Raw genomic sequence first — 25,857 nt, 5'->3', positions numbered from 1 at the left:
AAAAAGGTTCCTCTCATTGAGTAGGCCCGTCGTGAAAACACATCCGGTTCGAACCGGACTCTTTGGCCCTGTACATGGCTCGATCTGCTGCCTCCAGAAGCGCGAGAGGAGAAGATGCGTCCTGGGGGTAGAACGAGATCCCGATGCTCACGGAAATGTGGACAGGTTGTAGTGCGGTCTGGAAAGGCTTCGCAAGGGCATCAATAATACTCTGGGCCACAAGCTCGACATCCTTGCGCCGCCTGGCGGCGGTCAGAATGACGGTAAACTCGTCGCCCCCCTGGCGGGCAACCGTATCGTCTTCCCGCACACACTCAGCAAGGCGTTCTGCGACGTCGCACAGGACACGGTCGCCCGCTTCATGGCCGAGTGAATCGTTGACTTCCTTGAAACCATCAAGGTCCATGAACAGCAGCGCAAGCGGCAGGCTACTGCGGTTGGCATGTTTGAGCTCCTGTTCCAGGCGATCCAGAAACAGTCGTCGGTTCGGCAGCCCGGTCAGAGGGTCATGATGGGCGTTGTGCCATATTTTCTCCTCTGCGAGCGCCCGTTCGGTCACGTCCTGGATGATACATACGGTCGCTTCGGTGTTCTGGTGCTCGTCGAGAACGGGCGCAAGCAGATACTCGAATCTTTCACCCTGGCGGGAAGCAAAGGTGTGGACGAATTTGCCCCGGTAAGTGGAGTGATCGGCAATGACCTTTTCCTGATTGCGCTGGAAGTCCGAAGCAAATGAAAACCCGAGGTCAAAATTGGACTTTCCGATGATCGCATCGGGCGGCAGGGCAAAAAGATCGGCAGTGGCCCGGTTGGCATAGATAAAGCGGCCTTTGAGATCCAGCACATAGATCGGATCAGGGGATGCCACCAGTATGGCGCCGAACAGCCGCGTTTCCATCTCCTTGACCGCCGCATACTGCTCCAAGGATTCTGCGACGGCCTGGTCTACGGCTTCATGGAACCGGGTAAGGTCATCAAGCTGCTGCCCGGTAACTGTGGGATAGGTCTTAGTCCAGAGTGAGACCACGCTCGCCCGCAGGGCCCTGAACTCGGAAATGGTTTCCATGATACTGAAGCCACTGATCTGTCGATCACCTCCGTGCACTTCCGCCCAGGACTCTTGCCCATCCGACGGGCCACGACCCTGCGATTTAGCAGCCTGCTCGTGATCACTCTGTTGGGAGTTGAGGTCGTTGGCGATCTCCAGAAGCATTTCCCTGGCGTGGTCGCGAAGGCCGGCCTTGTCCATATGGCCGGCATGGAAGATTGTTTTGGCAAACTCTTCCCAATTCTTGAGAATCGGCTCTATTTCCGCCCGGATAAAATCGGCTAATCGCATATGTGTCGGCACTGTTTCGTATTCCATAGAACTTGCAAAGTCGTCTCCGGCCAGCCACTCAGTCCTGTCGAGTGGCTGGCCATGTGGGTCAGCGTGCGGTCATGCCCTGAATAAGCCTCACGATGGCGAGCAGTATCACGGCGCCGATCAGTGACACAACGAAACTCATGATGGTGATGCCCTCATTAATAGAGCCGGCGCCAAGCAGCGGCCCGATCAGCCAGCCGCCGATCAGTGCACCGACGATGCCGACCACCACGTTGAGGATGATGCCCTGCCGGCCGTTGGTGCCCATGATCATGCTTGCGATCCAGCCGACCACGCCGCCCATGATGAGCCATATGATGATGCCCATGATTCTTTCCTCCCTGTAGATTGACGCATCGCGCGCCATTGAATGTGGCAGAGGCCTTCGCCTCGCCACACTTATTTATTCCACCCTGAAGTTTGAGGGGGGATCTGGCTTTCAATCATCCAGCTGCTTATAACTCGGCGCAGCCTGCAGATCATCCCGGGTCATATCGATCTGGAGTTGTAACTCGTCCGAATCCCGAGACATCGTTACCTCATCCCAACCTATGGCCACATCTTTCTCCGCCATGCCAAGGAACCCGCCAACGCCAACGACAACAGCGACGACCTTGCCGTTCTTGTCGATGATCAGGTCAGTGACCGAACCCACGTTCTCGTCATCCGTGGTTTTGATCTCGGCACTGATGAGGTCGCTGGCCCGCGCGCCATCCGCAGGTACAGAGTCCAGATAGCCCTTGTTCTGCATATCGGACTGGTCCCGGGTTTTCTGGTCGGTTTGGGTAGTCCTGGCATTGGACTTCATGGAGTCCTGGTTGCCCTGTTGTTGCTGTTTAGCATCCTGACCCATGCTCTGCTCTCCCAGATCGTTATTCTCACTACCCGCTTGGGCGGCGAGCACGGCACCTGAACCCAGGGTGATGGCAGGTGTGACCAATGCATAAAATGCGAGTGAATGTAGCTTTTTCATAGAAATCTCCTTCGAGCTGGGTGTGCTAGTGGGACAACGTGTCCTGTCTAACCGCTTCATCAAAGCTGTTCTTCCCCGGCATCATTGCTGGGAAGAGGTCTGAATTGCCACGCAACATGCAATTCAGGATGAACTCCCAACATAAGCCCAGTCGATTTCTCAGTCGGTTCGCTATCGCACTAAGGCGGTTGCCGAAGGCAATATATAAGATGTACATAAATTAAGTTTTTGGACTCTGGCAAGGTGATGGTGCTGCCTGAAAACCGAAATTTTCCCGCGAACCGGCATACCCCGCTTGTACCAGCATGGCAGTCAGGCGAAAATCACGACCCGGAAATAACGGGCAGGAAATCATGACTGGTAATGCGATCGATGAGGCCTGGATGGGCCGGGCCCTGCAGCTGGCCGTGCAGGCGGCGGCTGTGGGAGAAGTTCCGGTCGGGGCGGTTGTGGTGCTTGACGGCAAGGAAATCGGCGCCGGCTTCAACGCGCCGATCAGTGGGTGCGATCCCACCGCCCACGCCGAAATCCGGGCGCTGCGGGATGCCGGCAGCCGGGTTGGTAATTACCGGTTGCCGGGTGCGACGCTTTACGTCACCCTTGAGCCTTGTACCATGTGCGTGGGCGCTATCGTGCACAGCCGCGTCAGCCGTCTCGTTTATGGTGCGGCCGAACCGAAAGCCGGTGCCGTGCAATCCGCCCGGCGGACACTGGAAGATGAGCATCTGAATTGGCGTGTTGAAGCCGTCGGCGGTGTTCTTGCCGACCAGTGCGGTGGTGTTGTCAGTGATTTTTTCGCCCGCCGGCGGTCAGACAGTCGTCGCCGGCGGCAATTGTTTTCAGGGAAGGAGTGAATACCGATCATGAAAGTACTGGTAACCGGCGGAGCCGGCTATATAGGCAGTCACGTAGTCAGGCAGTTGGGCCAGGCCGGGCACGACATCGTTGTTTTCGATAACCTCTCCACCGGTTATCGCTGGGCGGTCACCTGTGGCGAACTGGTGGTAGGCGATCTTGCCGATGAGACCGCCATTGCTGAACTCTTCAGCCAGCATCGCTTTGATGCCGTGTTGCATTTTGCCGCCAATATCGTCGTGCCGGAGTCGGTTGAAAATCCCCTCAAGTATTACAGCAACAATACCCGCAACACGCTGAACCTGCTGAAAGTAATTCAGCAACACCAGGTGCCTTACATGGTGTTCTCGTCCACCGCTGCGGTCTATGGCATGCCTGAAGAAACCGTGCTGACAGAAGATCTGCCCCTGGCTCCGATCAATCCCTATGGCGCATCCAAAATGATGAGCGAGCGGATGATCATGGACCTGGCGGCAGCATCGTCCCTGAATTACGTGATTCTGCGCTACTTTAACGTGGCCGGCGCTAATCCGGACGGGCTGCTGGGGCAGGCAACGCCCGAGGCTACCCATCTTATCAAGGTGGCCTGCGAGTGCGTGACCGGTAAGCGCGATGGCATGAGCGTATTCGGTACCGACTATGACACCCGTGACGGCACCTGTATCCGCGATTACATTCACGTGGAGGATCTGGCCAAGGCCCATGTGATGGCGCTTGATTACATGGCCGATGGTGGCGAGTCGCGGGTACTGAACTGTGGCTACGGGCGCGGATTTACCGTCCGTGAAGTCATCGACGTGGTCAAACGCAAGTCGGGCAATGACTTTCCGGTGCAGGAAACCCGCCGCCGCGCAGGGGACCCTGCCGCATTGATGGCGGATAATTCCCGAATCAAAAAGGTGCTTGGCTGGCAGCCGGATTACGACGATCTGGATACCATTGTCGGTACGGCACTGGCCTGGGAAAAAATCTGGCAGGGAAAGCAGGGCTGAAGCCAGCCTTCCTGGCGCTCAAAATACATTTCAGACATCAGGGTTCTAACGGATGAAAATTACGATTTTTGGTACCGGTTACGTGGGGCTTGTTACCGGAGCCTGCCTGGCCGATGTGGGCCACCATGTGCTGTGCATGGATGTGGATCAGGGCAAGATTGAAAAGCTCAAGAACGGTCAGATTCCCATTTACGAGCCGGGCCTCGAGTCCATCGTCAAACATACCGTCGAGGCAGGTCGACTGGCGTTTACCACGAACACGGAAGAAGCGGTGGCCCATGGAACCCTACAGTTTATCGCGGTGGGCACGCCACCGGACGAAGACGGGTCCGCTGACCTGCAGTATGTAACCGCCGTGGCCAAATCCATTGGCCAGTACATGGATGATTACAAGGTAGTGGTGGACAAGTCCACTGTGCCCGTTGGTACCGGCGACAAGGTCAGGGATGCGGTGCGTTCGCAGCTCGACAAGCGCGGACTGGAGCTGGAATTCGATGTGGTGTCCAATCCGGAGTTCCTCAAGGAAGGCGCTGCCATCAATGACTTCATGAAGCCGGACCGAATTATCGTGGGTACCGACAGTGAGAGAGCCATGGAGCTGCTCCACGAGGTCTATTATCCGTTTAACCGCAGTCACGACCGCATGATCTTCATGGATATCCGTTCGGCGGAGCTGACCAAGTACGCCGCCAACTCCATGCTGGCCACAAAGATCAGCTTCATGAACGAGATCGCCAACCTCGCGGAGCGATTGGGCGCGGATATCGAAAACGTTCGTCGCGGCATCGGCTCCGACCCCCGCATTGGTTACCACTTTATCTACCCCGGCTGCGGTTACGGCGGCTCCTGTTTCCCGAAAGACGTCCAGGCACTGGCACGCACAGCCAGGGACTGCGATTACGATTCCCGGCTGCTGAATGCGGTTGAGGCAGTGAACAATGCCCAGAAGCATGTCCTGTTCGACAAAATCAGTCACTATTTCAATGGCAACCTCAAAGGCAAGGTGGTTGCCATCTGGGGGTTGGCTTTCAAACCCAATACCGATGATATGCGGGAGGCGTCTGCCCGCACCCTGATGCAGGACCTCTGGAATGCCGGCGCCAGCGTCCAGGCCTTCGATCCCGAAGCCATGGAAGAGACCCAGCGCATCTTTGGCGACCAGCCCGGGTTGACCCTCTGTGGCACCAAGGAACAGGCGCTGAAAGGGGCCGACGTACTGGCAATCTGTACCGAATGGAAGGAGTTCCGTTCGCCGGACTTCGAATCAATCGCGGCGGCTCTCAAGGAGCCTGCTGTGTTTGATGGGCGCAATTTGTACGAGCCCGAGATGCTGGAGCGCTATGGCATGATCTATTACGCCATCGGCCGTGGCCGGAACCAGTTCCACGGAGGTTGATATGAGCGGGGCCGGGCAGTCGTTTGTGTTACATGAGCGCCTTGAGGCGGATACCGTCAGCCTGGGGCAAAGCGGGTTGTGCGAGATCCGTTTGATGAACGACAGCAGCTGGCCCTGGATTCTCCTGGTGCCCCGCGTTGTGGGCGTCAGGGAAATCTATCAGCTGACAGGCGAGCAGCAGCGGCAATTGCTGGCGGAGTCCTCCCGGTTAGGGGAGGGCATGATGGAGCTGTTTGGTGGTGACAAGCTGAATGTCGCCGCCCTGGGCAATATGGTGCCGCAACTCCACCTGCATCACATCGTACGTTTTCAGGACGATCCGGCCTGGCCGGGCCCGGTCTGGGGCAAGCTGCCGCCACGGGCATACACTGCCGATGAGCTGACGGCTATAACCAGCAGGCTGAAGCCGCTCATCAAGGTACTTGAGTCAGGGGTCTGAGAGCACCGGGTAGTCGTTGCTTATTTCTGGCGGGCCGCACGGGCCAGGGTCTGTGAGCCAAGCAGGATCATCCGTAGTTCCTTTTTCAGTTTTGCCTTCAGCTCCTCTTTTTCTTTCGACGTGGCGTCCAGCGCCTCCGCCCCCTGGTTGAACACCAATGTCACCATGGCCTCCGCTACAAGCCTGGCCTCGCACAGGGGTTTGCCCTGCTGTTCCGCGAACCGGTTCAGATCGTCTGCCAGTTCCGTTACGACATGATCGATTTCCGCCTTGATCGCGGTGCGAAACGGCTTCGATACACCGGTTTTTTCCCGCAGCATCAGCCGCAGAAGGTTTGTGTTGTTGTCCAGGTATTCAATGAATGTATCCACCGATGTGCTGATAGCGCTGCCATCCCGCGCAATCCGCTTGCGGGCCTGGCGCATGAGCTGGCGCAGGGCCACCCCGCCTTCATCCACCAGGGCCAGTCCCAGCTCGTCCAGTTCGGTGAAGTGCCGATAGAAGGAAGTGGGGGCAATACCGGCCTCCCGCGCTACTTCCCGCAGGCTCAGGCTGCCAAAGCCCCGGTCTTCGCTCAACTGCGCGAGGGCCGCATCCATCAGCGCGCGGCGAGTGCGGAGTTTCTGTTCGGCTCTGGCTGACAAGGGCGGCTCCATGGGCTGGTAAAGCCGCTTAGTGTAGCGGCCAAACGTTTTACCGTCATCCACAGTAACGGAAGCCTGATTTTCACCGTCATTGTGTTTATAATGAGCCGCTTTTGCAGTAGGGTCCGCCAAAACCATTTTTGCAAACTTTTACGCACACATCAGATACAACGGGAACCGGTATGCGCAGTCATTATTGCGGTGGAATCAACGAATCTCACATTGATCAGGAAGTCACACTTTGCGGTTGGGTCCACCGTCGCCGCGACCACGGTGGGGTTATCTTTCTGGACCTGCGTGACCGGGATGGCATTTCCCAGGTGGTGTTCGATCCGGATACTCCGGAGAGTTTCAGCCTGGCGGAAAAAGTCCGTAGTGAATTCGTCATCCAGGTGACCGGCCGTGTACGCCGCCGCCCCGCCGGAACCGAGAACGCCAACATGTCCACCGGCCAGGTGGAGTTGCTGGGCAAGCAGCTGAACATTCTCAACTCCGCAGCAACACCGCCGTTCCCGCTGGATGAACACGTGGATGTGGGTGAGGATGTTCGCCTCAAGTACCGTTTTGTGGATCTGCGCCGCCCGGAAATGCTGAACCGCCTGCGCTTTCGCTCAAGGGTTACCAGCTATATCCGCAACTTTCTGGACAGCAACGGCTTCATGGACGTGGAAACGCCGATCCTCACCCGCGCAACCCCGGAAGGCGCCCGCGACTACCTGGTTCCCAGCCGCACCCACGAAGGCTCTTTCTTTGCGCTGCCCCAGTCACCACAGCTGTTCAAGCAGCTGCTGATGGTGTCGGGCGTTGACCGTTATTACCAGATTGCCAAGTGTTTCCGCGACGAGGATCTGCGCGCCGATCGTCAGCCGGAATTTACCCAGGTGGATGTGGAAGCCTCGTTCATTGACGAGGAAACTCTGATGTCCCTGAACGAAAGCATGATTCGCTCCCTGTTCAAGGACGTGCTGGAGGTGGACCTGCCAAAATTCCCGCGTATGCCCTACTCCGAGGCAATGCAGCGTTATGGCAGTGACAAACCTGACCTGCGTATACCGCTGGAGCTGGTGGATGTAGGCGACCTCGTCGCCGGCGTGGATTTCAAGGTATTCGCTGGCCCAGCCAATGATCCCAAGGGCCGCGTGGCTGCTCTGCGTGTTCCCAGGGGCGGCGAGCTGACCCGCAAGCAGATCGACGACTACACCAAATACGTGAGCATATACGGCGCCAAGGGCCTGGCCTACATCAAGGTCAACGATCTGTCCAAGGGCGTTGAAGGCCTGCAGTCGCCAATCATCAAGTTCCTGGGTGACGATATTGCCCTGGCCGTGATCGAGCGCGCCGGTGCTGAAGATGGCGATATCGTTTTCTTTGGCGCGGACAAGACCAACGTCGTTAACGAAGCCCTGGGTGCGCTGCGCATCAAGGTCGGACACGATCTAAAGATGCTGACCTCAGAGTGGGCGCCACTGTGGGTTGTGGACTTCCCGATGTTCGAGGAAACCTCCGACGGTGGGCTGACTGCCATCCACCATCCGTTCACCGCACCCTCGTGTTCCGCTGCCGAACTTGAAGCATCACCGGCAACCGCCTTGTCCCGAGCCTATGACATGGTATTGAACGGCACCGAACTGGGTGGCGGCTCCATCCGTATCCACGACGAAAAAATGCAGGAGAGCGTGTTCCGCACCCTGGGTATCGGCGATGAGGAAGCCCGCGCCAAGTTCGGCTTCCTGCTCGATGCCCTCAAGTACGGCTGCCCTCCCCACGGTGGCCTCGCCTTTGGCCTGGACCGTCTGATCATGCTGATGACCGGCGCAAGCTCGATTCGGGATGTGATCGCCTTCCCGAAAACCCAAAGCGCCACCTGTCTGATGACCCAGGCGCCCGGGGAAGTGGATGACAAGCAGTTGCGTGAGCTTCATATCCGCCGCCGCAAGCCGGCAGCCAAGCCTGGCGCGGTTAACGAAGAAACCACGGGGAACGTGTAAAGCGGTTCAGGGCGCAACGTGGCTATCATCATGGGCGTCGATCCCGGGTCACGAATCACCGGTTATGGCATTATCCGTGCCGAAGGCCGGTTGATTGAGTACATTGACAGCGGTTGTATCCGGGTTGGCGAAAAACCCATGGCGGAACGCCTGCAGACTATCTTTCATAGTCTGGCAACGCTGATCGGCGAATACCGGCCCGGGGAGTTCGCCATCGAGCAGGTGTTCATGGCCCGCAACCCGGATTCCGCACTGAAGCTGGGGCAGGCCCGGGGCGCCGCCATTGTTGCGGCCGCCAACAGCGGGCTGGAGGTTCACGAATACTCCGCCCGCCAGGTCAAACAGTCGGTGGTAGGCAAGGGCGGCGCCGACAAGGCCCAGGTCCAGCATATGGTCCAGGTGTTGCTGGCGCTGTCCCGCAAACCCCAGGAGGATGCGGCCGACGCACTGGGTATCGCGCTCTGTCACGCCCACATGAGCCAGAGCATGGCGCGGCTGGCAACTGGGGGCGGCGGCAAAGTGCGTAACAACCGGGTCCGAAGGCAATAACAGGCTCATTGAAGTCGAGGGAGAAACCCGTTGATTGGTCGTATCCGAGGCATCCTGATCGAAAAATCCCCGGCCCAGGCACTGGTAGAGTGTGCCGGGTTAGGCTACGAAGTCGATATTCCCTACACCACCTTTTTCAACCTGCCTGAAACCGGCGACGAACTGGTCCTGCATACCCACTTTGTTGTTCGCGAAGACGCCCAGAGTCTTTATGGCTTTTCCTCCCGCCTGGACCGTGATCTGTTCCGGCTGCTTATCAGGGTGAACGGCGTCGGCCCGAAACTGGCCGCCGGCATCCTTTCCGGGCTTGATGCCAACCAGTTTATCCGCTGTGTTGAGGCCCGCGATGCCAGCGCCCTGGTCAAGCTCCCCGGCGTGGGCAAGAAAACGGCCGAGCGGCTGCTTATTGAAATGACGGATCGTATAGGGCAACTTGAGGGGCAGTTCGTGGCCGGGTCGCCGAGCGCGGCAGTCAGCGTCGGCGCGCCGCAGGCCGGGAGTGCAATGGCTCATCATCCTGAGGAAGAGGCGGAGGCCGCGCTGATTGCCCTTGGTTACAAACCCCAGGAAGCATCGAAGGCCATCAGCAAGGTTGCCGGGGAGGGATTGTCCAGTCAGGAACTCATCCGCCTGGCGCTGCGGAGCATGATTCCTGCCAACTGAAAGCGTGCCATTCCCGTCAGTCTGGCGCGTATTGTGTAGAGAGCGTAACGTGACAGCAAAAGAACGGTTTGTACAATTGGGGCTCCAAAAACCCGAGACGAGTGTGCAGGCATGTTGTTGAGTCCCTCTGAGCGGGTAGTTCAATGATTGAATCGGATCGCCTGATTACAGCCCAGGCCGGACAATACGAAGAAGTTCAGGACCGTGCTATCCGTCCTGGTGTACTGGCGGATTACGTTGGTCAGCCTGCCGTGCGCGAACAGATGGAAATCTTCATCGCTGCCGCAAGGGGGCGGCAGGAAGCGCTTGACCATGTGCTGATCTTTGGCCCGCCGGGTCTGGGCAAGACCACCCTTGCCAACATCATTGCCAATGAAATGGGCGTGTCCATCAAGACCACCTCCGGGCCGGTGCTGGAAAAGGCCGGTGACCTGGCTGCCATGCTCACCAATCTCGAAGCGGGCGATGTGCTCTTCATTGACGAGATTCACCGTCTCAGCGCCGCCGTGGAAGAAGTGCTGTATCCGGCCATGGAAGACTACCAGCTGGACATCATGATCGGAGAGGGCCCGGCTGCCCGTTCCATCAAGCTGGACCTGCCACCATTCACCCTGGTGGGGGCCACGACCCGTGCTGGTCTGCTGACTTCCCCGTTGCGGGATCGCTTTGGCATTGTCCAGCGCCTGGAGTTCTACAATACCAGGGACCTGACCGATATCATCCTGCGTTCGGCACGCCTGTCGTCTGTCACCATCGATAACACCGGCGCCTATGAAATTGCCCGCCGTTCCCGGGGCACTCCCCGTATTGCCAACCGCCTGCTGCGACGGGTGCGTGACTTTGCTGAGGTAAAAGCGGATGGTTGCATCAGTGAAACCATCGCTGACCAGGCCCTGAACATGCTGAAAGTGGATGCGCTCGGGTTTGACCACATGGACAGGCGATTGCTGTTGGCGATGATCGAAAAGTTCGATGGCGGGCCGGTGGGCGTGGAGAGCCTGGCCGCTGCGATCAGTGAAGAGCGAGGCACCATTGAAGACGTGTTGGAGCCGTTCCTGATCCAGCAGGGGTACATGGTGCGCACGCCTCGTGGCCGGATGGTGACCTCCAATGCTTACCAGCACTTTGGCGTGGTGCCGGCTGCACCGGAAGGGGAGGATCTGTTTGACTGAGCGCTACGAGCCATCGCTGGGCCTGTCGATTCGGGTTTATATTGAGGATACCGACGCCGGTGGCATCGTATATCATGCCACCTATCTCAATTACATGGAGCGGGCCCGAACCGAGTGGGTGCGCAGCCGGGGTGTCGGCTTGCGAGCGGGCCTGGCGGATAACGTCAGTTATGTGGTGCAGCGGCTGTCCATTCACTACGGCGTGCCGGCGAGGCTGGACGACGAGTTACGGGTAACCGCGGAACCGGTGACTTATGGCCGGGTCTGGATGGACTTCCGTCAGCAGGTGATACGCCTCCATGATGAGGCTGTGCTGGCGTCCGCAGATGTTCGCGTGGCCTGTGTTGCGCTGGACTCGGGCCGGCCACGGCGGTTACCCGAAAACATGCTGGCGTTGCTGGAAAGCGACCGGAAAACCAATTCACACGTGAAATAATCCAGGAGTAAAAGGTGGAGTCAGAACTTTCTGTTTGGTATCTCGTCGCCAATGCCGGCGTACTGGTCCAATTGGTCATGCTGCTGCTTGCGCTGGCTTCCATTGTTTCCTGGGCGCTCATCTTCCAGCGCCTGCAGGTGTTCCGCAAAGCGAAGCAGGCGCAGAATGCCTTTGAGGAACGGTTCTGGTCCGGCATGGATCTGGGGCAGCTGTATCGCGAAGTGAACAGCGATCCGACTCCCTTCTCCGGCATGGAGTCCCTGTTCCGTGCAGGCTTCAAGGAGTTTTCCCGCCTTCGCCAGCAAAGCCGGGATGCCGATGCCGTCATGGAGGGCACTCAGCGCGCCATGCGGGTGGCGTTTTCAAGGGAACAGGAGAGGCTGGAAATGCATTTGCCCTTCCTGGCAACGGTTGGCTCCACCAGCCCCTACATAGGCCTGTTCGGCACCGTATGGGGCATCATGAATTCATTCCGCGGGTTGGCCCAGGTGCAGCAGGCCACGCTGGCGACGGTGGCACCGGGTATCTCCGAAGCGCTAATTGCCACCGCGATGGGGCTGTTTGCGGCCATTCCGGCGGTTATCGCCTACAACCGCTTCTCATCAATCTCGGACGCCCTGCTGAAGAATTACGAAACCTTTGCCGAGGAGTTCTCCAGCATTCTTCATCGCCGGGTACACAACAGCGAGCAATCAACCACGTGAAGAGCGTCGTCAGTAACAGACAGACAATCGGGAGTGCAGGAATATGAAAGGCATGGGAATGATGCCGGCGAATCGCCGCAAACCGATGTCGGAAATCAACGTCGTACCCTATATCGACGTGATGCTGGTGTTGTTGATCATCTTCATGGTGACAGCGCCGATGTTGGTACAGGGTGTCAAGGTGGACCTGCCAGAGACCACTTCTGAGCCGATCCAGTCCGACAAGAACGTGGAATCCATTGTGGTTTCGGTGGACAGCAATGGCGCCTATTTCATGGATGTCGGAGACGAAAGCAGTGATCCCATGTCGCTGGGCGATATTCGCGAGCGCATAGCCAAGATCCTCTCCCAGCGCACAGACCGTGAGGTGTTGGTTCGGGGTGATGAGCATGTGGAATACGGTACGGTGGTTCGTCTGATGTCCCAGCTGCAAGCGGCAGGGGCCACCAACGTGGGACTTATTACCGAAGCAGCGACCAACGATGAGTGAGTTCAGGGCGGGCAGGTTTTTGTGAGAGGTCATGAGCGTGATGTTACGACGACAGGGCAGTTGCCCTGGAAGTCGCCTGTTGTAATATCGGTTCTTATGCACGGGCTTATTCTTGGGGTCGCGTTGGCGGGGTGGTCGTGGACATCACCCAGTGACGAGCCCCAGCCGCCAAGTATTTCTGCACGACTGGTTACCCAGAACGAGCCGGAGCCGAGCCCCGTCACAGAGCCGGTAGACCAGCCCGATCGGGACCAGGAGCGCCGGCAGGAGGAAGCGGAAAGGCAGCGGCAGCAGGAAGCGGAACGTCAGCGCGCTGAAGAGGAGCAGCAAGCCCGCGAAGAGGCGCGCCGCATCCAACAGGAAAAGGAACGCGAACAGGAACGTCAGCGTCAGCAAGAAGAGGCGGCGCGACAGGAGCGCGAGCAGCAGCGCAAGGAAGCAGAAGAGGCCGCCCGCCAGAAAGCCGAGGCCGAAGCCAAAGAGCGTGAGCGACAAAAGGCTGAAGAAGAGAAGCGTCGCCAGGAAGAAGCCGCCCGCAAGGCGGCCGAGGAAAAGCGCCGGGCCGAGGAGCAACGCAGGCAAGAGGAGGCAGAGCGCAAAGCCAGGGAAGAGCAGGAGCGTCTTGAAGCGGAGCGCAAGCGCCAGGAGCGGGAGCGCCGCCTGAAAGAACAGCAGCTGGAAGCCTTGGCGCAGGAGGCGCAGCAGGAACGCGCAGCCGAGGAAAGGCGGCGCCGCGAAGCGGCGGCAGCCCGGGCCCGGGAGATCCAGATGTTGTCGGAAAGCCAGAAATACCAGGCGCTGATCAGGGAGCGTTTGAGTCAGGCGTGGTATCCACCGTCATCGGCAACTGAGGAAATGACCGCCAGGCTGCAGATTACCCTGCTGCCCACGGGTGAACTTGCCTCGGTTACGCTTGTCTCCAGCAGTGGCAACACCGCGTTTGATAATTCGGCCCTGGGGGCCGTGAAATCGCTCAGTCGGTATCCGATTCCGGATGAACGTGACACATTTGAACGCTATTTCCGCCAGTTCACGATTGAGTTCAATCCCCGGCGGTTGAGATAAGCATGATGGGAGCACTGATGACACAGCGAACAAAGACAGGCACAAGACTCCCGGCAGTAGTCGCATGGCTGTTGATGATGGCGGTAATAATCGGCAGCAGCCCGGCCAGCGCTGAACTGCTGATACGGATTACCGAGGGGGCAGACTCCGCCATTCCCGTGGCCGTGGTTCCCTTTTCCGAATCCGGGAACATGCCATCGGGCGACAAGGTGAGCAGCATAGTACGGGACGATCTCACCATGAGTGGTGAGTTCCGGCCGCTGGCTCCGGAGAAAATGCTCAGTCTTCCGTCAGAGGGCGACGAGGTCTATTTTCGCGATTGGCGACTGCTGGGCCAGCGCTACGTTCTTGTGGGTCAGTTGACCCGCCAGGGTGACAGGGTTGAGGCCCGCTACGAATTGTTCGACGTGAACCGTGAGCAGCGGATTATGGGTGCAACGGCGTCTTCGTCGGTCAACAGCACCAGGAGCCTGGCCCACCACATAAGCGATAAGGTCTACGAAGCGATCACCGGTGTGCCCGGTGCGTTTTCCACCAAGCTGGCCTACGTCACGCTGCAGCGCTCCGCCGGTACGTCAATGTATCGCCTTCAGGTCAGTGACGTGGATGGCAAGCGGGCCCGGGTGAGACTGGAAAGTGACGAGCCTATCCTTTCGCCAACCTGGTCTCCGGATGGAAAGAAACTTGCCTATGTTTCGTTCGAAACCGGTAAGCCGGCGATTTATATCCATGAACTGGCAACCGGCGATCGCACACGCATCGCTGACTTTCCCGGCCTGAACTCGGCACCGGCTTTTTCAAAGGACGGCCGCTCATTGTTGATGACGTTGTCGAAGGACGGCAATGCTGAAATCTACAAGATGGACATCCAGAGCCGCTCCCTCAAGAGGCTGACAAATCACTGGTCCATCGATACGGAACCTGCCTGGGATCATACCGGTGAGGGATTCTTCTTCACCTCTGACCGTTCCGGTGGCCCCCAGATCTATCACAAGCCTACTGAGAATGCGGCCCCCCGACGGATTACCTTCGGCAGCCGCTATAACGCCAGACCGCGCCCCGGCAATGATGGAGAATACGTCTACTATGTGCATCAGCGGGGCAGCTCGTTCCACATAGCGCGGACCAACCTTGAGACCCAGGAAGAGACGATTCTTACCCGAACCGGGTCGGATGAATCGCCCAGTGTTTCGCCAAACGGCCGGATGCTGATCTATGCCACAAAGCAGGGTGGCGACAGTGTACTAACTGTAATTGCCGCGGACGGCGGCGCAGCCTATAGTTTGCCAGCCTCGGAGGGTGATGTGCGGGATCCGGCGTGGTCGCCGATCGTTCGGTAGACCGGAGCTCAGAACCCGAAAGATTCGTTCGTTTTCAAGTACAACAGACGCTTAAAAAAGGAAGAAAGTGATTATGAAAGTAACAGCTCATCACAAATTGTTTGCCATGGTGTTATCCCTCGGACTGATTGCCGGTTGTAGCAGTATCGGTGAGACTACCGAAGATGGCGCCTACGACTCTGATGTTTCTGCCGTTGACCAGGACGGTGGCAGCACCGTCTACGGCGGCGACGATGAAGGCGGTGTGTCCTCATCGGAGATGACCGAAGAGCAGCGCCGCGAAGCCGAGGCACGGGCAGAACGCGCCGAGCGTGAAGCCATGCGGGACATCACCACCTTCTATTTCGACTTCGATACCGCTGAAATCAAGTCTGAAGCTCGTGAAGTGCTGGTTGCCCATGCCCGCTATCTGCAGGCCAACCCCAACCAGGATGTACGCATTGAAGGCCATGCCGACGAGCGTGGTACCAAGGAGTACAACCTTGCCCTGGGTGAGCGTCGCGCCAATGCCATCGAACGCTTCCTGATCGTCAATGGTGCATCCCGTGGCCAGACGGAAACCATCAGCTATGGTGAAGAAAAGCCGGCTGTCATGGGTTCCAGTGAAAGTGCCTGGGCCCAGAACCGTCGCGTTGAACTTGTTTTCCAGTAACAGGCGAACCCCATGAGACATACACTCATGGCGACAGTGCTGCTCCCGCTGGCCTTAGGGCCGGTGGGTAGTGCCCTGGCGCAATCCGTTTCCCCGGTTTTCCAGAACAATTCCTCGGAAGCCGAGCGCAAGGCCGGTAACAGCCAGGCCAATGCCGAACTGTTTTACATGATCCAGCAATTGCAGGGCGAGGTGCGCCGGTTGCAGGGCGAGGTGGAGGAGCAGCGTTACCGGATTGACCGGCTGAGCGAGCAGGCACGGGACCGTTATATCGACCTTGACCAGCGGATCCTGAAACTCTCGGAAAGAGTGGCTGAGGCGCCGGCGAATGCTCCGGACGCGGCAAGCTCCAGTGCGGAAGATAGCGGTTCGGGTGTCAAAACCAGGATCTACCGTCAGCCCTCGGATGCTGAGCGGGCCGCCTACCAGGAAGTCCAGACGCTGATTCATCAGGATAAGAACTACGACCAGGCCATTAACGGGTTGTACGACTTTATCGATGAATACGAGGAAGGGGATCTCACCGTGAATGCCTATTACTGGCTGGGTGAGGTATACCTCGTTGAGGATCAGCTTGAGCAGGCCAGGCAGGCATTCACCATTGTTGCTACCCGCTATGAGGACCACCGCAAGGCCCCTGACGCCGTCTATAAGCTGGGTGTCACACTGGACCGCCTGGGTAACAAGGAGCAGGCCCGTTCGCGTATGGAAACTGTGATTGAGGACTACCCGGGTACCAGTGCTGCTGATCTGGCACAAAAGTATCTGGATTCCGGTAACAGCTGACCATGCCTGGCATGAAGAATGTTGAGAAACCTGGGAATTAGGGGTTGATCGGCGCTGAAAAATCATTACTATATGCGCCTCGTTTGGGTCGTTAGCTCAGTTGGTAGAGCAGTTGGCTTTTAACCAATTGGTCGAAGGTTCGAATCCTTCACGACCCACCAAATTGCGAATTAAGCGGTGGGGTATATCATCGTTTGGTTCCGGGCCCGGAAACGGGCTGGTAGTTACGGGTCGTTAGCTCAGTTGGTAGAGCAGTTGGCTTTTAACCAATTGGTCGAAGGTTCGAATCCTTCACGACCCACCAAATTGCGAATTAAGCGGTGGGGTATATCATCGTTTGGTTCCGGGCCCGGAAACGGGCTGGTAGTTACGGGTCGTTAGCTCAGTTGGTAGAGCAGTTGGCTTTTAACCAATTGGTCGAAGGTTCGAATCCTTCACGACCCACCAACAAGACAGAAAGCAACGTGTTTTCTGTGTAAAAAGAGCCCTCGGCTTAAAAAAGAGCCTTCGGGCTCTTTTTTTTTGCCCATACGGTCATACATCTGTTGTAAGGGAGCGTATCCGACTCTGAAGGCTCGAAGTTCAGCAGAGAGCCCGCCCGGTGAAAGTCGTGGTCAAAGTGATATACTCAGCAGGTTCACGCAACACAGAGATGTATTAATGACAGTAGGCGAAAACCGTATTCTGGTTCAGGAACACCTGGCCCACATGGCCGAGCCCAAGAGTCTCAGCGAGGATGAAAAAGCCGAGCTTGAATCCCGTATCCGTGCCGCGCTGAAAGCGCAGGATGCTGTGCTGGTAGCCCATTATTACACGGACCCGGATATTCAGCGCCTGGCCGAGGAAACCGGTGGCTGCGTGGCGGATTCCCTTGAAATGGCGCGCTTCGGCAATCAGCACAAGGCATCGACGGTTGTGGTTGCCGGCGTTCGCTTCATGGGCGAGACGGCGAAAATTCTAAATCCCGAGAAACGGGTGCTGATGCCAACCCTGGAAGCGACCTGTTCCCTGGATATCGGCTGCCCGGCAGACGAGTTTGCGGATTTCTGTGACCAGCACCCGGACAGGACCGTTGTGGTCTACGCCAACACCTCCGCGGCGGTGAAGGCGAGAGCCGACTGGGTGGTAACCTCCAGTTGCGCCCAGGCCATCGTGGAGTCACTGGATGCCCGCGGTGAGAAGATTCTGTGGGCACCGGACAAGCACCTTGGGCATTATGTGCAGAAGAAGACCGGGGCGGACGTTCTGTTGTGGGATGGGTCCTGCATCGTGCACGAGGAATTCAAGCACCGCGGGCTAGAGGACCTCAAAGCCGTGTATCCGGATGCTGCGGTGCTGGTCCATCCGGAATCACCGGACGCCGTGGTGGAAATGGCCGATGTGGTGGGTTCCACCTCGCAACTCATCCACGCCGTGCAGACGCTGCCGAACGAGCAGTTCATTGTGGCCACTGATAACGGTATTTTTTACAAGATGCAGCAGTTGGCCCCCAACAAGACCCTCATTGAAGCCCCTACGGCCGGCAACGGCGCCACCTGTCGCAGCTGCGCCCATTGTCCGTGGATGGCCATGAACGGCCTGGAAAACCTGCTGTCTGTGATCGAGAACGGCGACCAGGAAGTCCATGTGGACCCAGAAGTGCGGGAAAAAGCGCTCAGGCCCCTTCAGCGGATGCTGGATTTCACCGCAAACATGAACCTGAAGGCCGCCGGCAACGCCTGAGATCAGCTACGCTGCTGGTTAAGCCTGGCCGAAACCTGGGACAGTCGTTCGGTGACGGCCTGTCTCAGTGGGGCGCCGGCCGGAAGTCGTTCCTGGGCCTGGCGCAGCTGGCGCTCGGCCGATTCCAGGTCGCCCATCAGAATGTCGTGTTCGGCGCGGGCCCGGTGAACCCCCACAATATTGCGTGCCATACCCTCGGCTTCCGCGAGCCGGAGCCACAGGTGCTCCTTTTGCGGTAGCTCCCGCGTCAGCCGGTGCAGGTATTCCGCTGCCTGTTCGCCTTTACCGTCTTCGATTTCCACCCGCGCCAGCGTATCGGTAATCGGGTAGTTTCCCGGATTTCGCTCCAGCGCTTCCTGCAACAGGTTGCGGGCCTCATCCAGGCGTTCCTGTTCAACCAGGACTTCGGCAAGCGTGACCTGGTAGGTGATTCGATTCGGCGTGCCCTGGAGTAGTTGTTCCAACTGGGCAATTGCCTCGTCATAGTTGCCGGCACGAAGCAGAGCCACCGCAAAGCCATAGCGCACGGCATCGGGTTTTTCGGTATCCGGACGTTCCAGGTAGCTGCGGAAGGTTTCCACGGCAACCTCCGGTGACTTGGCGTAACGCACCTGCAGTCGGGACCGGACCAGGTGGTATTCCTGGGCATCAGCCACATCCCGGCGCGGGTATTGTTCTGCGCGGTTACGGGTATCAGAAACGCGGCTCTGGGTGAGCGGGTGCGTGGAGAGATACTCCGGAACCCGGTTTCCCTGGAGCCGGTTCTGGCGCATCATGATTTCAAACATCTCAGGCATGCCTCTCGGGTCCATGCCTGAATTTGCCAGTATCTCCATGCCGACGCGGTCGGCTTCCTGCTCGTTGGCGCGGCTATAGGCCAACATGTTCTGTATGGCCAGCGCCTGGGTGCCGGCAATGGCGGCAATTCCGATGTCGGACTGGGTTACCGCCGACAGCACGATGCCCGCGATCATGCCGGCAATCGTAAGAGGTGCGCTGGTTTCCTGTTGCTCAAGCCGCCGGGCAAAATGACGCTGGCTAAGGTGTGCCAGTTCGTGGGCCAGTACGGACGCGAACTGCTGCTCGCTGCTGGCGTTGAGGAACAGCCCGCCGTTGACGCCGACAATATTGCCGGGGACGGCAAAGGCATTGAGATCCGGGCTGTCGATAATGGCCAGGGTCAGGTCAGTGCTGGCAAGGGGGGCTGAGGGCACAAGGCTGTAAATAACCGAGCTGAGGTAATCGTAAACCAGCGGGTCGGTGATCTGCGGTGCCGACCGGCGGATCGACATCATCACCTGGCGGCCGATGTCGGCCTCCTGCTGGCCCGAAATCAAGCCGCCTCCGGCCCCGCCAATGGAGGGCAGGCTGCTGTCGGGGGATTGCGCCAGCGTGTTGCTGGCAAACACTGTCATCATCAGCAAAAATGCGAATGCCAGCGCTGCTGTCCAGGATGCCGGGTTGCGTTCTGTCGGGCTCATGGATGGGCCGTGTTCCTTTTCATATGATTTGCTCAGACAGCATTGTGCCACTGAAAGTTCGTCATTGTGTGGTCTGGTACGATTGTGATGCATTAAAGTAGCACTGTCGGCATAATGCCGGCTCTTCTTTTGACCTGACGGGTACCTGGTTGTCATGGCTGACCGAACACTGGATGCATCGGGGCTCCGCTGTCCCATGCCGTTATTGAAAACCAAGCTTGAGCTGAACAGTATGGCCCCCGGTCAGGAACTGGAAGTGATTGCAACCGATGCGGGGTCGGCACGGGATATCCCGGCGTTTCTGAGGTTGTCCTCTCATGAGCTGGTCAGTTCATCCGAACAGGGTGGCTGCTTCACCTTTGTGATAAAGTGCGGCGGCTAAACCTGCTGTGGTGATCGTCCGGAGTCGTACATGATCAGAATTTTACGTGGTCTGGCCCACAAATACTTTTCCGATGAAGAGGCCGTCATTCTTTTCCTGCTGATACTGGCAGGCATTGTCTTCGTGATTCTTTTTGGCGCTATGCTGGCCCCCGCCATCGCAGCGGCCATTGTTGCGTTTATCCTGCAGGGGCTGGTCACCAAGCTCAACCAGTTGGGCGTGCCCGAGATTGTCTCCATTGTCGGTGTATTCGTGATTTTTCTGGGTGTACTGATTGGCTTTCTGTTCGGCCTGCTACCGCTTATCTGGACCCAGGTTACCTCTCTTGCCGGTGAAGCTCCCCGTATTTTCCGGGAAATGCAGTCCTATCTGGAGGTGTTGCCCCAGCAATATCCTACGCTGATCTCCATGGAGGGGGTCAATACCATCTATAACCAGGTGACTACCGAAGCCGGCCGTATGACCCAGTGGCTGGTGTCGTTTTCACTGGCAAGCATTCCGGACCTGGTGGCACTTTTAATCTATATGGTGCTGTTGCCGATATTGGTGTTCTTTTTCCTCAAGGATCGCCGTTTCCTGCTGAACTCGCTCTCCCGCATGCTGCCGTCCCAGCGACCGATGATGGTCCGGATATGGCATGAAGTGAATCTGCAGTGCGCTAACTATGTGCGAGGCAAGGCGGTGGAGATACTCATCGTCGGCGGCGTCACCTATCTCTCCTTCAAGCTGCTTGGAATGCCCTACGCGGCCCTGTTGTCGCTGATGGTCGGCTTGAGTGTGGTCATTCCATACATCGGTGCCGCCGTGGTGACCATCCCGGTGGCCATCATTGCCCTGTTTGCGTTTGGCTGGGGCAGTGAGTTTATCTGGGTTATGGTGGTCTACGGCGTCATCCAGGCGCTGGACGGTAATGTTCTGGTACCTTTATTGTTCTCGGAAGTGAACAACCTTCATCCGGTGGCCATTATCGTCGCAGTCCTGTTTTTCGGTGGTATCTGGGGTCTGTGGGGTGTTTTCTTCGCCATTCCCCTGGCTACAATGCTCAAGGCAATATTCTCGGCCTGGCCGGTGAAGGATCAGCAGCAGACACCGACGTGACAACTCCTTTAATTCCCTTGTGTCAGTTGGTGCCCAACATTACCATAACGTTTTTATTCGTACGGAGCTTTTATGATTACGGGTAGCCTTGTCGCACTGGTCACGCCTATGCATACCGATGGCAGCATCCATTGGGAGCACCTTGATAAACTGGTGGACTTTCATCTCGACAACGGGACAAATGGCATTGTGGCCGTTGGTACGACGGGCGAATCCGCAACGCTGGACCCGACAGAACATATGCGGGTCATCGGCCATATCATCAAACGCGTTGACGGCCGTATCCCGGTTATCGCCGGCACCGGTGGCAACAGTACCCGTGAAGCCATAGAGCTGACCGAAGAAGCTCACAAGCTGGGGGCGGATGCCTGCCTGCTCGTGGTACCGTATTACAACAAGCCGACACAGGAAGGCCTGTACCGCCACTTCAAGACCATTGCCGAAGCCGTTCCGGTGAACCAGATTCTGTACAACGTGCCAGGCCGTACCGCCTGCGACATGCTGAATGAAACCGTCGAGCGCCTGGCAGACATCCCCAACATCATCGGCATCAAGGACGCCACCGGCAACATCCCCCGTGGCGCCGAGCTGATAGAAGCCGTCAAGGGTCGGCTGGTGGTCTATTCCGGTGATGACGCAACCGCAGCCGGGCTGATGCTGGCTGGAGGCAAGGGTAATGTATCGGTCACTGCGAACGTCGCACCGGGCGCGATGGCAGCACTGTGTAAAGCCGCTATTGCAGGTGATCAGGAAGAAACCGACAGGCTCAATGAATTGTTGATGCCGTTGAACCGCAAGCTCTTCCTCGAGGCCAACCCCATTCCCGTAAAATGGGCCCTGTATCGCATGGGCATGATTGGAGAGGGCATTCGCCTGCCGCTTACCCCGTTGAGCGACAAGTTCCACGACGAAGTGGAAGAGGCACTGAAAGCTTCTGGTGTACTCTGAGTCAGGCCGTATCATCTATTGTAACTGGAGTCGCCTGATGGCGTTTACGTTCAGGACTGAAAACACAAGACCCGTACACTTCATCAGGCCCCTTTCGGGCCTGATGCTTGTTTTGGCCATCAGCGGCTGTAGCTTTATCGACGACCGCTCCGAGCGCTATGTTGATGCGCCGGAGGGCGAGCCGCTGACCCTGCCGGAAACAGCGGACGAGGGTAAGTTCGCCCCGGTGATGCCGATCCGTGAAATAAGCGCGGCGGATTCCGGTCGCATGTACCCCGAGAGCATTCCCAATCCGCCCGATATGACCTCGGATATACTTGATGAAAACTACGTTATCGAGGAGCTGGGTGGCCAGGTGTGGCTGCTTGTGAATGATGTACCGGGCCGGCTCTGGCCCGCGGTCACCGCCTATATGAACGAAAACGGCCTCGGAGTGGCCTACGACAGTCCCCAGCTCGGATTGCTCCAGAGTGAGCTGGCGAACTTCAGTAAACAGGCGAGGGAACTGCTGGATCTGCCGGACAATCCCGTTGGCGAGGAGGCCAAGATCGTTGTGCAGGCACGGATTGCCCCGGGTGTTCGGCGAAAGACCAGCGAGATCCAGTTTCGCGCTTTTGAGGTAGAAGATGACCCGGACCAGTTGCTGCCATGGCGGGGGCGGGACGAGCGCACCCGGGAGCAGCTGGAAACCAGCAAACGCTTGCTGAATGACCTGGCCGAACAGCTGCGCAATCGTGAAGACAGCAAATCCTATTCCCGCGCCGCGCTGGGTATGGTCAGCGAACCGCTGGTCCGCCTTGTTTCAGACAACCAGACGCCACAGCGGATTGTAATGGACCTCGATTACGGCCGCGCCTGGTCAGAGGTGCGCCGTTCACTGGATGAAGCCGGCATCCCGGTGGTGGACCTGAACCGTGACGAGGGCTATTTCTTCGTTGATTTCCGCCCCGAATCAGAGCGTGAATCCGGTTGGTTCAGCTGGTTCTCCGACGATCTGGAGCCTGAACACACCTTTGATGTGCGGCTTGACGAGAGCGGCGGAGAAATCGTGGTAACAGTTGCCCGTGCCGAGGACTATTCTGACGATGACCGCTCAGCAGAGCTGCTTACAGAGCTGTTTGAATACCTTTACTAATGTGATCAGTGCCTGCCTTGTGCGGGCACTGCCGGAGACCCCAGATGGAAAAGCGTGAAGAACTTTACGCAGGCAAGGCCAAGTCTGTTTATCGTACCGACGATCCTGATCGTTTTGTGATGGTATTCCGTGACGATACGTCCGCGTTCGACGGCGAGAAAAAAGAACAGCTGAACCGCAAGGGCATGGTCAACAACCGCTTCAATGCCTTTATCATGGAGAAGCTGGAAGCCGCTGGTATCTCGACGCACTTCGAAGGTTTGCTGTCGGGCACGGAGTCCCTGGTCAAGAAGCTGGACATGATTCCGGTTGAGTGTGTGGTTCGCAATATTTCTGCCGGCAGCCTGTGTCGTCGGTTGGGGGTCGAAGAGGGCCTGGAACTGAATCCACCGACCTTCGAGCTGTTTCTCAAGAACGACGCCATGCACGACCCCATGGTCAATGATTCTCTGGCGGTCAGTTTTGGCTGGGCGAAAGCCGAAGAGCTCAGCACAATGAAAGAGCTGACCTACCGGGTAAATGATGTCCTCAAGGCGTTGTTTGATGAAGCCGGCATGCTGCTTGTGGACTACAAACTGGAATTCGGCCGGGCGGGCGGTGAAATTGTTCTGGGTGATGAGTTTAGCCCCGATGGTTGCCGTATCTGGGACAAGGAAACCCGGAAAAAGATGGACAAGGACCGTTTTCGGCAGGGGCTCGGCGATGTTATCGAAACCTACGAAGAGGTTGGTCGTCGCCTGGGTATCCGGTTCGACTGATCAGACACAGACAACAAACACAAAGCAGGTGCTTCATGCGTAAACTGATTCTCGCCCTCGGCGGCTCACTGGTTATTGTCGCCCCCTTCGCCTCTGCCGATATTCTCGGTGTCGGAGCCAACGTCAGCTACTGGGATTCCGACCTGTCCGGGGAAGCGGGCAAAAACAATGACTTCGTCGACGTTGAAAACGATCTCGATCTGGACAGCGATACCAACGCCAACCTGAGCGCCTATTTCGAGCACCCGGTGCCGCTACTGCCCAATGTTCGCCTGAATTACACTCGTATCGAACAGAGTGGGCGTGGGGAACTGTCCACCGAATTTGATGTGGTTAATGGTCCGGTGGATTCCGATCTCGACCTCGACCAGTTTGATGTCACACTTTACTACGAGGTGCTGGATAACTGGGTTAATCTTGACCTTGGCCTGACGGCGCGGAATCTGGATGGCGAACTTACCGTTCAAGAAACGGCGGTTGGTGGTCAGATATCCAGGACTGAAGTCAGTGGCGTCGTCCCCATGGGGTATCTGGCAGCCCGTTTTGACCTGCCGTTCTCTGGCGTATCGGTTGGTGGTGAGGCCAACGTGATCAGCTTTGACGGAGACTCGGTCTATGACTATAACGCCTATGGCCAGTACCAACTTTCATTGTTGCAGCTTCGCGCCGGCTATCGTCAGATGAACGTCGATTATGAAGACGGCGACGACCGTCTGGACATTGAGCTGGGTGGCCCCTTCGTGAGTGCCGGGCTGACCTTCTGAAGGAACAGGGAGACAGGACTTTGAAGATTCTGGTTACGGGTACGGCGGGCTTTATCGGCTCCCATCTGGCGCACCGATTGCTTGATCGTGGTGATGAAGTGATCGGCGTGGATAACGTCAACGATTACTACGACCCCACCCTGAAAGAGGCACGGCTAGAACGGCTGACCTGTAAGCCGGGATTTACCGAAGTCCGTAAGGATGTGGCCGACAGGCCCCTTATGGAAGCCCTGTTCCGCGAGCACAAGCCGGAACGGGTGGTTCACCTGGCAGCCCAGGCAGGGGTGCGGTACTCCCTGGAAAATCCCCATGCCTATATCGACGCCAACCTGGTGGGCTTCACCAACATCCTGGAAGGTTGTCGCCACAACGGCGTAAAGCACCTGGTATACGCTTCCAGCAGTTCTGTTTACGGCGCCAATGAAACCATGCCGTTCTCGATCCACGACAACGTGGACCATCCCCTGAGCCTGTACGCGGCCTCCAAGAAAGCCAACGAGCTGATGGCCCACACCTACAGCCACCTGTACAACATGCCCACCACCGGCCTGCGGTTCTTTACCGTCTACGGCCCCTGGGGCCGGCCAGACATGGCCCTGTTCATCTTTACCAGAAAGATCCTCGCGGGTGAGCCCATTGACGTGTTCAACCACGGCAACCACCGCCGGGACTTCACCTACATCGACGATATCGTCGAAGGGGTTGTGCGAACCCTGGACAAGGTTGCCACAGCCAATCCCCAATGGAGCGGAGAAAAACCCGACCCCGGCACGAGCAAGGCGCCTTATCGCCTGTACAACATTGGCAGCAACAACCCGGTGGAGCTGTCCCGCTTCATTGAAATCATCGAGGAGCGTGTTGGCAAGAAGGCGCAGAAAAACCTGCTGCCCCTTCAGCCCGGTGATGTGCCGGCCACCTACGCCAACGTGGATGATCTGATCACCGATGTTGGCTATAAGCCGTCTACCAACGTGGAAGAGGGCATTGCCAATTTCGTGGACTGGTATCGGGACTTCTACAAGGTCTAATCAAATATTTGTACAGGAAAAAGCCGCTGCG

The 25,857-nt window shown here is 57.7% G+C and carries 28 protein-coding genes and 3 tRNA genes; 26 read left to right on the top strand and 5 right to left on the bottom strand.

The window, feature by feature from the left end; translation table 11 throughout:
• Positions 1-13: 13 nt before the first annotated feature.
• From DIT71_RS09640 to DIT71_RS09630, 3 genes are all read right to left on the bottom strand, one after another.
• Positions 14-1,339, bottom strand: a complete 1,326-nt coding sequence (locus tag DIT71_RS09640; RefSeq protein WP_114613312.1) for a diguanylate cyclase domain-containing protein — start codon at positions 1,337-1,339, stop codon at positions 14-16.
• An 88-nt stretch (positions 1,340-1,427) separates the two neighbouring features.
• The gene (locus DIT71_RS09635; RefSeq protein ID WP_114613014.1) at positions 1,428-1,694 is read right to left on the bottom strand and encodes a GlsB/YeaQ/YmgE family stress response membrane protein; all 267 of its coding nucleotides are present in this window, start codon (positions 1,692-1,694) and stop codon (positions 1,428-1,430) included.
• Positions 1,695-1,805: 111 nt separating this feature from the next.
• Positions 1,806-2,339 (bottom strand): PRC-barrel domain-containing protein, encoded by a 534-nt coding sequence (locus DIT71_RS09630; RefSeq protein WP_114613013.1) that lies wholly within the window; start codon positions 2,337-2,339, stop codon positions 1,806-1,808.
• A gap of 353 nt (positions 2,340-2,692) precedes the next feature.
• Here DIT71_RS09630 and tadA point away from each other — a divergent pair, with 353 nt between their 5' ends.
• The 4 genes from tadA to DIT71_RS09610 are packed head-to-tail and all read left to right on the top strand — an operon-like array spanning position 2,693 to position 6,021.
• On the top strand, positions 2,693-3,193 hold the full coding sequence (gene tadA / locus DIT71_RS09625; protein ID WP_114613012.1) for a tRNA adenosine(34) deaminase TadA: 501 nt from the start codon (positions 2,693-2,695) through the stop codon (positions 3,191-3,193).
• Positions 3,194-3,202: 9 nt separating this feature from the next.
• A complete protein-coding gene (galE, locus tag DIT71_RS09620; protein ID WP_114613011.1) occupies positions 3,203-4,186 on the top strand; it encodes a UDP-glucose 4-epimerase GalE in 984 nt (327 codons plus the stop codon).
• A 52-nt stretch (positions 4,187-4,238) separates the two neighbouring features.
• Positions 4,239-5,582 carry a UDP-glucose dehydrogenase family protein gene (locus DIT71_RS09615; protein ID WP_114613010.1) on the top strand — a complete coding sequence of 448 codons (1,344 nt, stop codon included), beginning with the start codon at positions 4,239-4,241 and terminating at the stop codon, positions 5,580-5,582.
• A gap of 1 nt (position 5,583) precedes the next feature.
• Positions 5,584-6,021, top strand: a complete 438-nt coding sequence (locus tag DIT71_RS09610) for an HIT domain-containing protein (RefSeq protein ID WP_114613009.1) — start codon at positions 5,584-5,586, stop codon at positions 6,019-6,021.
• Positions 6,022-6,041: 20 nt separating this feature from the next.
• On the opposite strand, the gene fabR is transcribed toward DIT71_RS09610, so the two are convergent.
• Positions 6,042-6,665, bottom strand: a complete 624-nt coding sequence (gene fabR, locus DIT71_RS09605; protein WP_114613311.1) for an HTH-type transcriptional repressor FabR — start codon at positions 6,663-6,665, stop codon at positions 6,042-6,044.
• A gap of 182 nt (positions 6,666-6,847) precedes the next feature.
• On the opposite strand from fabR, the gene aspS reads away from it, so the two are divergent.
• The 15 genes from aspS to nadA all read left to right on the top strand — a co-directional run bounded on the left by aspS (position 6,848) and on the right by nadA (position 18,232).
• A complete protein-coding gene (aspS, locus tag DIT71_RS09600) occupies positions 6,848-8,653 on the top strand; it encodes an aspartate--tRNA ligase (protein ID WP_114613008.1) in 1,806 nt (601 codons plus the stop codon).
• 18 nt (positions 8,654-8,671) lie between these two features.
• Positions 8,672-9,202, top strand: coding sequence for a crossover junction endodeoxyribonuclease RuvC (gene ruvC / locus DIT71_RS09595; protein ID WP_114613007.1), 531 nt, complete (start codon positions 8,672-8,674; stop codon positions 9,200-9,202).
• 30 nt (positions 9,203-9,232) lie between these two features.
• Positions 9,233-9,865 carry a Holliday junction branch migration protein RuvA gene (gene ruvA, locus DIT71_RS09590; protein WP_114613006.1) on the top strand — a complete coding sequence of 211 codons (633 nt, stop codon included), beginning with the start codon at positions 9,233-9,235 and terminating at the stop codon, positions 9,863-9,865.
• 143 nt (positions 9,866-10,008) lie between these two features.
• Positions 10,009-11,037: a Holliday junction branch migration DNA helicase RuvB gene (ruvB, locus tag DIT71_RS09585; RefSeq protein ID WP_114613005.1), complete on the top strand. Its 1,029-nt coding sequence runs from the start codon at positions 10,009-10,011 to the stop codon at positions 11,035-11,037.
• Complete coding sequence (locus DIT71_RS09580; protein WP_280114361.1) at positions 11,030-11,473, top strand: YbgC/FadM family acyl-CoA thioesterase; 444 nt, start codon at positions 11,030-11,032, stop codon at positions 11,471-11,473. The genes ruvB and DIT71_RS09580 overlap by 8 nt, the downstream gene beginning before the upstream one ends.
• Before the next feature lie 14 nt (positions 11,474-11,487).
• Positions 11,488-12,177 carry a protein TolQ gene (gene tolQ / locus DIT71_RS09575; protein WP_114613003.1) on the top strand — a complete coding sequence of 230 codons (690 nt, stop codon included), beginning with the start codon at positions 11,488-11,490 and terminating at the stop codon, positions 12,175-12,177.
• 43 nt (positions 12,178-12,220) lie between these two features.
• On the top strand, positions 12,221-12,667 hold the full coding sequence (gene tolR, locus DIT71_RS09570) for a protein TolR (RefSeq protein ID WP_114613002.1): 447 nt from the start codon (positions 12,221-12,223) through the stop codon (positions 12,665-12,667).
• Positions 12,668-12,763: 96 nt separating this feature from the next.
• On the top strand, positions 12,764-13,732 hold the full coding sequence (gene tolA, locus DIT71_RS09565; RefSeq protein ID WP_244311988.1) for a cell envelope integrity protein TolA: 969 nt from the start codon (positions 12,764-12,766) through the stop codon (positions 13,730-13,732).
• A 17-nt stretch (positions 13,733-13,749) separates the two neighbouring features.
• On the top strand, positions 13,750-15,072 hold the full coding sequence (gene tolB / locus DIT71_RS09560; protein WP_114613310.1) for a Tol-Pal system beta propeller repeat protein TolB: 1,323 nt from the start codon (positions 13,750-13,752) through the stop codon (positions 15,070-15,072).
• A 73-nt stretch (positions 15,073-15,145) separates the two neighbouring features.
• Entirely contained in the window at positions 15,146-15,724 is a 579-nt protein-coding gene (pal, locus tag DIT71_RS09555) for a peptidoglycan-associated lipoprotein Pal (RefSeq protein WP_114613000.1), read from the top strand.
• 12 nt (positions 15,725-15,736) lie between these two features.
• Positions 15,737-16,510: a tol-pal system protein YbgF gene (gene ybgF, locus DIT71_RS09550; protein ID WP_114612999.1), complete on the top strand. Its 774-nt coding sequence runs from the start codon at positions 15,737-15,739 to the stop codon at positions 16,508-16,510.
• Between the two features lie 85 nt (positions 16,511-16,595).
• A tRNA-Lys gene (locus DIT71_RS09545) sits at positions 16,596-16,671 on the top strand.
• Between the two features lie 67 nt (positions 16,672-16,738).
• Positions 16,739-16,814, top strand: a tRNA-Lys gene (locus tag DIT71_RS09540).
• Positions 16,815-16,881: 67 nt separating this feature from the next.
• Positions 16,882-16,957 (top strand) — tRNA-Lys (locus DIT71_RS09535).
• 213 nt (positions 16,958-17,170) lie between these two features.
• Positions 17,171-18,232 (top strand): quinolinate synthase NadA, encoded by a 1,062-nt coding sequence (gene nadA / locus DIT71_RS09530; protein ID WP_114612998.1) that lies wholly within the window; start codon positions 17,171-17,173, stop codon positions 18,230-18,232.
• 2 nt (positions 18,233-18,234) lie between these two features.
• Here nadA and DIT71_RS09525 read toward each other — a convergent pair whose 3' ends face one another.
• Positions 18,235-19,650 (bottom strand): M48 family metalloprotease, encoded by a 1,416-nt coding sequence (locus DIT71_RS09525; RefSeq protein ID WP_244312003.1) that lies wholly within the window; start codon positions 19,648-19,650, stop codon positions 18,235-18,237.
• 217 nt (positions 19,651-19,867) lie between these two features.
• Between DIT71_RS09525 and DIT71_RS09520 the strand changes: the two genes are divergently transcribed.
• The 7 genes from DIT71_RS09520 (at position 19,868) to DIT71_RS09490 (ending at position 25,826) form a co-directional block, all read left to right on the top strand.
• Positions 19,868-20,095 (top strand): sulfurtransferase TusA family protein, encoded by a 228-nt coding sequence (locus DIT71_RS09520; RefSeq protein WP_114612996.1) that lies wholly within the window; start codon positions 19,868-19,870, stop codon positions 20,093-20,095.
• A 30-nt stretch (positions 20,096-20,125) separates the two neighbouring features.
• Positions 20,126-21,193 (top strand): AI-2E family transporter, encoded by a 1,068-nt coding sequence (locus DIT71_RS09515; RefSeq protein WP_114612995.1) that lies wholly within the window; start codon positions 20,126-20,128, stop codon positions 21,191-21,193.
• A 72-nt stretch (positions 21,194-21,265) separates the two neighbouring features.
• Positions 21,266-22,141, top strand: coding sequence for a 4-hydroxy-tetrahydrodipicolinate synthase (gene dapA / locus DIT71_RS09510; protein WP_114612994.1), 876 nt, complete (start codon positions 21,266-21,268; stop codon positions 22,139-22,141).
• Between the two features lie 103 nt (positions 22,142-22,244).
• Positions 22,245-23,276, top strand: a complete 1,032-nt coding sequence (gene bamC, locus DIT71_RS09505) for an outer membrane protein assembly factor BamC (RefSeq protein ID WP_227538044.1) — start codon at positions 22,245-22,247, stop codon at positions 23,274-23,276.
• A gap of 44 nt (positions 23,277-23,320) precedes the next feature.
• Positions 23,321-24,034 (top strand): phosphoribosylaminoimidazolesuccinocarboxamide synthase, encoded by a 714-nt coding sequence (gene purC, locus DIT71_RS09500; protein ID WP_114612992.1) that lies wholly within the window; start codon positions 23,321-23,323, stop codon positions 24,032-24,034.
• A gap of 35 nt (positions 24,035-24,069) precedes the next feature.
• Entirely contained in the window at positions 24,070-24,798 is a 729-nt protein-coding gene (locus DIT71_RS09495) for a TIGR04219 family outer membrane beta-barrel protein (RefSeq protein WP_114612991.1), read from the top strand.
• A 20-nt stretch (positions 24,799-24,818) separates the two neighbouring features.
• On the top strand, positions 24,819-25,826 hold the full coding sequence (locus DIT71_RS09490) for an NAD-dependent epimerase (RefSeq protein ID WP_114612990.1): 1,008 nt from the start codon (positions 24,819-24,821) through the stop codon (positions 25,824-25,826).
• The last annotated feature ends 31 nt before the right edge of the window (positions 25,827-25,857 follow it).

The sequence above is a fragment of the Marinobacter vulgaris genome (genome assembly GCF_003344045.1).
Lineage (GTDB): Bacteria > Pseudomonadota > Gammaproteobacteria > Pseudomonadales > Oleiphilaceae > Marinobacter > Marinobacter vulgaris.
Note: the sequence above shows the minus strand (reverse complement) of the source record. Positions and strands in the feature narration are given on the sequence as shown.

What these genes read in the sequence shown, in the direction of transcription:
- bamC (WP_227538044.1), top strand. Translation starts at nt 22,245, where the DNA reads ATGCTTGTTTTGGCCATCAGCGGCTGTAGCTTTATCGACGACCGCTCC.
- DIT71_RS09520 (WP_114612996.1), top strand. Translation starts at nt 19,868, where the DNA reads ATGGCTGACCGAACACTGGATGCATCGGGGCTCCGCTGTCCCATGCCG.
- DIT71_RS09610 (WP_114613009.1), top strand. Translation starts at nt 5,584, where the DNA reads ATGAGCGGGGCCGGGCAGTCGTTTGTGTTACATGAGCGCCTTGAGGCG.
- tadA (WP_114613012.1), top strand. Translation starts at nt 2,693, where the DNA reads ATGACTGGTAATGCGATCGATGAGGCCTGGATGGGCCGGGCCCTGCAG.
- dapA (WP_114612994.1), top strand. Translation starts at nt 21,266, where the DNA reads ATGATTACGGGTAGCCTTGTCGCACTGGTCACGCCTATGCATACCGAT.
- DIT71_RS09640 (WP_114613312.1), bottom strand. Translation starts at nt 1,339, where the DNA reads ATGCGATTAGCCGATTTTATCCGGGCGGAAATAGAGCCGATTCTCAAG.
- DIT71_RS09630 (WP_114613013.1), bottom strand. Translation starts at nt 2,339, where the DNA reads ATGAAAAAGCTACATTCACTCGCATTTTATGCATTGGTCACACCTGCC.
- ybgF (WP_114612999.1), top strand. Translation starts at nt 15,737, where the DNA reads ATGAGACATACACTCATGGCGACAGTGCTGCTCCCGCTGGCCTTAGGG.
- tolA (WP_244311988.1), top strand. Translation starts at nt 12,764, where the DNA reads ATGCACGGGCTTATTCTTGGGGTCGCGTTGGCGGGGTGGTCGTGGACA.
- aspS (WP_114613008.1), top strand. Translation starts at nt 6,848, where the DNA reads ATGCGCAGTCATTATTGCGGTGGAATCAACGAATCTCACATTGATCAG.
- DIT71_RS09495 (WP_114612991.1), top strand. Translation starts at nt 24,070, where the DNA reads ATGCGTAAACTGATTCTCGCCCTCGGCGGCTCACTGGTTATTGTCGCC.
- pal (WP_114613000.1), top strand. Translation starts at nt 15,146, where the DNA reads ATGAAAGTAACAGCTCATCACAAATTGTTTGCCATGGTGTTATCCCTC.
- purC (WP_114612992.1), top strand. Translation starts at nt 23,321, where the DNA reads ATGGAAAAGCGTGAAGAACTTTACGCAGGCAAGGCCAAGTCTGTTTAT.
- DIT71_RS09515 (WP_114612995.1), top strand. Translation starts at nt 20,126, where the DNA reads ATGATCAGAATTTTACGTGGTCTGGCCCACAAATACTTTTCCGATGAA.
- DIT71_RS09635 (WP_114613014.1), bottom strand. Translation starts at nt 1,694, where the DNA reads ATGGGCATCATCATATGGCTCATCATGGGCGGCGTGGTCGGCTGGATC.
- tolB (WP_114613310.1), top strand. Translation starts at nt 13,750, where the DNA reads ATGACACAGCGAACAAAGACAGGCACAAGACTCCCGGCAGTAGTCGCA.
- DIT71_RS09615 (WP_114613010.1), top strand. Translation starts at nt 4,239, where the DNA reads ATGAAAATTACGATTTTTGGTACCGGTTACGTGGGGCTTGTTACCGGA.
- ruvB (WP_114613005.1), top strand. Translation starts at nt 10,009, where the DNA reads ATGATTGAATCGGATCGCCTGATTACAGCCCAGGCCGGACAATACGAA.
- galE (WP_114613011.1), top strand. Translation starts at nt 3,203, where the DNA reads ATGAAAGTACTGGTAACCGGCGGAGCCGGCTATATAGGCAGTCACGTA.
- DIT71_RS09525 (WP_244312003.1), bottom strand. Translation starts at nt 19,650, where the DNA reads ATGATGACAGTGTTTGCCAGCAACACGCTGGCGCAATCCCCCGACAGC.
- nadA (WP_114612998.1), top strand. Translation starts at nt 17,171, where the DNA reads ATGACAGTAGGCGAAAACCGTATTCTGGTTCAGGAACACCTGGCCCAC.
- tolR (WP_114613002.1), top strand. Translation starts at nt 12,221, where the DNA reads ATGAAAGGCATGGGAATGATGCCGGCGAATCGCCGCAAACCGATGTCG.